The organism is Psychrobacter sp. Sarcosine-02u-2, from assembly GCF_002836335.1.
Taxonomy (GTDB): domain Bacteria; phylum Pseudomonadota; class Gammaproteobacteria; order Pseudomonadales; family Moraxellaceae; genus Psychrobacter; species Psychrobacter faecalis.
In genome coordinates this window covers 1-3,451 of sequence record NZ_PJBX01000028.1, presented here as the reverse complement: position 1 = coordinate 3,451, position 3,451 = coordinate 1, and the positions used below count along the sequence as shown (strand labels likewise).

Annotated in this window: 2 protein-coding genes; one reads left to right on the top strand and one right to left on the bottom strand. The window is 42.2% G+C overall.

Features of this window, described 5'->3' with window-relative positions; all coding sequences use genetic code 11:
- Nucleotides 1-78: 78 nt before the first annotated feature.
- Nucleotides 79-1,212: an aspartate-semialdehyde dehydrogenase gene (gene asd, locus CXF58_RS00985; RefSeq protein ID WP_102076301.1), complete on the bottom strand. Its 1,134-nt coding sequence runs from the start codon at nt 1,210-1,212 to the stop codon at nt 79-81.
- A gap of 453 nt (nt 1,213-1,665) precedes the next feature.
- Between asd and CXF58_RS00980 the strand changes: the two genes are divergently transcribed.
- Nucleotides 1,666-2,799: an endonuclease/exonuclease/phosphatase family protein gene (locus tag CXF58_RS00980; protein WP_180952489.1), complete on the top strand. Its 1,134-nt coding sequence runs from the start codon at nt 1,666-1,668 to the stop codon at nt 2,797-2,799.
- Nucleotides 2,800-3,451 lie beyond the last annotated feature (652 nt).

The window sequence follows — 3,451 nt, the reverse complement described above, 5'->3', positions numbered from 1 at the left end:
TTATTAAAAAAATAACGCCAAAAATGATGCTAAAAAAAGACAGCAAGCGCTGTCTTTTTTATTGGCGATTAAATAAGATTAGCTGTTTTGCTCACGGATGATATTCAGCATACGGCGTAATGGCTCTGCTGCGCCCCATAATAGCTGGTCGCCGACAGTGAACGCACCCAAATATTCAGGGCCCATATTGAGCTTGCGTAGGCGTCCTAGCGCCACTGTTAAAGTGCCAGTTACTGCTACCGGTGTTAAGCGATTTATAGCAGCTTCTTTGGTATCTTCAACCACATCTAACCACTGATTATCGCTATTTTTCAATGCCGCTTCGATTTCTTCTAGCGGGATGTCTTTTTTAAGTTTAATCGTTAAGCCTTGAGCGTGACAACGCATGGCGCCAACGCGGACACACATACCGTCAATGGCAATTTTATCGGCTTCAGAATTGCCAAGGATTTTATTGGTTTCAACGCCACCTTTCCATTCTTCGCGCGATTGTTTGTTTTCTAACTGCGAATCGATATAAGGAATCAAACTGCCTGCTAGTGGTACGCCAAAGTATTGCTTTGGAAAGTCGTCTGAGCGCTGTGTCTGAGCGATTTTTTTATCAATCTCAAGGATGGCGCTGGCAGGGTCGGCAAGCTCGTCTTTGACTGCTTCATGGAGTACGCCCATACCTTCGATTAGCTCGCGCATGTTGTTGGCGCCAGAGCCACTCGCTGCTTGATAAGTCATGGCGCTGACCCATTCAACCCAGCCTTTATTAAACAGCTCACCGATTGCCATCAGCATCAGTGACACGGTACAGTTACCACCGATGAAGTCTTTTTTGCCATTTGTCAGTGCCTTATCAATCACATTGCGGTTAACAGGATCAAGAATGATGATGCTGTCGTCTTCCATACGTAAGGTGCTTGCTGCATCAATCCAGTAGCCAGTCCAGCCATTATCACGTAACGGTTGGTGCACCTTTGAGGTGTAATCGCCACCTTGGCAGGTAATAATCACGTCACAGGCGGCAAGTGCTTCAATATCATGAGCATCTTTTAGTTGGCTGGTCTTGATACCGTCAAAGCTTGGGGCGTCGCCGCCAGCGTTACTGGTCGAAAAAAATACTGGTGTGATACCATCGAAGTCTTTTTCTTGACGCATACGCTCTATCAATACTGACCCGACCATACCGCGCCAGCCTACCAAGCCTACTGTTAAATTACTCATAAAACTCAATCCTTTTCACCATAAATTGTTGCACTGCCAACCGATAACAATGCCGTGAATAGCAGCAAAAAGCAAGGTTTTTTAGAGAATATACCGCATTTTTCAGATATGACTTATTCACTTTTCTACTTATCAATGCTACTACCCATAAAGCCTGCTATTTATTAAGCTTGCTGATTGTTTATCGTGTCAACTTCTCTTAAATTCAAGCCCCTCTAAATAAGGCTTAAATTGTAATTTTTTATAGCCGCTAATGTCTAATGAATGTTCAATAGTAGGCGCAGGCGTGATGAGGTGCTAAAGTAAGCAGGCTATTTATCTTGTGACAAAGGTTTAGAGTTCAGCCGCTCAATCATTTTTAGCTTAAATAAATTTAGCCCAAACAATTATTATATAAAGAATATTCACTATTATTGGCTTCGCCATTCATTTAATAAACGGTCGACACACATTATGGATCTCTCCCTCTTATATTATGGCGCTCAGTGGTTGGCAGGATTCATCGCCTTTGTCACTATTTGGGGCTTGTTGCCTCTTGATAATTGGTGGGTGCGAGGTGTTGAGTTTCCCCGTATTCAAATCATGTTCCTCGGGCTCGCCGCTTGGCTTGGCATGGTTATATTTTGGTCGGACTGGCAGCTTGGTCAGTGGCTGTTATTTATCGTTTTAAGTAGCGCGCTCGCCTTTCAATTGCGTATGGTGTTGCCCTATACCATACTTTGGAAAAAAGAAGTGCTCACTGCCAAGGATATGCCAAATGGACATGCGCACCAGCTTAAAATCATGGTTTCAAACGTATTGACGCCCAATGATGAGACCCAAAAACTGGTTGAACTGGTAAAAGATAAGCGCCCCGATATTTTAATTACTTTAGAGACTGATAAAAAATGGGAGAAAGCCCTTAATCAAATAGAAGCAAATTATCCTTATACTGTCAAAGTGCCTTTGGATAATCTATACGGTATGCATCTGTATTCTAAGCTTGAGCTCATAGACCCTGAAGTTAAGTATTTGATGATTGATGATATTCCATCTATCCATACGCAGCTACGTTTGCAGGGTGGACAAGTGATTTGGCTCTATTGTTTGCACCCGATGCCGCCCAGTCCGACAGAGGCAGATAAGTCTACGACCCGCGATGCTGAGCTGCTGATGGTTGGAAAACATATCAAAGAAAATAAGCAAACGGCGATATTGGCAGGAGATTTAAACGATGTCGCTTGGTCAAAGACTACCCGCCGCTTTCAACGTATCTCAGGCTTGCTAGATCCTCGTATCGGGCGCCATTTTATCAATACCTTTCATGTTAAATATCCGTTTTTACGTTGGGCGTTAGATCATATTTTCCATAGTGCCTGCTTCACCTTAGTCGATATTCAGCGCATGCCGTCTATCGGCTCCGACCATTTTCCGGTACTGACAACGCTACAATACGAGCCCGAAAAAGTCAGCACCCAAGAAACTAATGCGCCAACTGAGAAGGCAGAAGATGTCAAAGAGGCAAAAAATACCATTGAAGCGGGTAAACAAGAGGGCTGTAAAGTATCAAAAGAACATGCAGAGGCTGAAAAGGAAAGTAATTGCTAAAAAGGTTTTATCATCTGTATAAAACCCTCGCCACAAACAATGGCGACGTAAGCAAATGCTTACGCTAAATAAGGTCTTTAGCCTCTAGTCGTTCCGCGTCAATTCACCTAGAATACAACCATCAACACAAGGATATGTAAGGATGCAGTGTTGAGGCAGTAACAATAAAAGCACAGGTCAGCCCGCTGTCTTATAGGTTACTGTTTATGACTTAGGACGAGTCAACACGGAAGAGATAATAACAACAATATGAAACGCCATAGCCCTGAACCCAACGCCCTAGGTTCGGGGCTTTTCTTTGTGCATTATTTTTATTTGAAAAATATTTTCGACCGTTAATAAAAGCGTTAATGAATGTATAGTTAAAATATCCTAAAAACGCGACGGTATTGCTGATATCAATTTTTTGTAGCCTCTGTCTGCGCAGGCACAGCTAGCAAGAAAAATTGATATCAGCAGTGCGTGATGTAACAATATTACTTTTCACTCACTATAGAGCTCTAAGCTAAAGCTTATCCCATCATTTATGGAGTTTTTAATAAATGACCTAAATTAAAAAAGGGTACATGCATTAGCATATACCCTTTTTTAAAATGTTTTCGATATTATTAAATAACCCCAATTCGGGATAAGCGCTCAAAAAAAAGATAAA

Coding starts and splice junctions, on each gene's coding strand:
- asd (WP_102076301.1), bottom strand. CDS start 1,212: ATGAGTAATTTAACAGTAGGCTTGGTAGGCTGGCGCGGTATGGTCGGG.
- CXF58_RS00980 (WP_180952489.1), top strand. CDS start 1,666: ATGGATCTCTCCCTCTTATATTATGGCGCTCAGTGGTTGGCAGGATTC.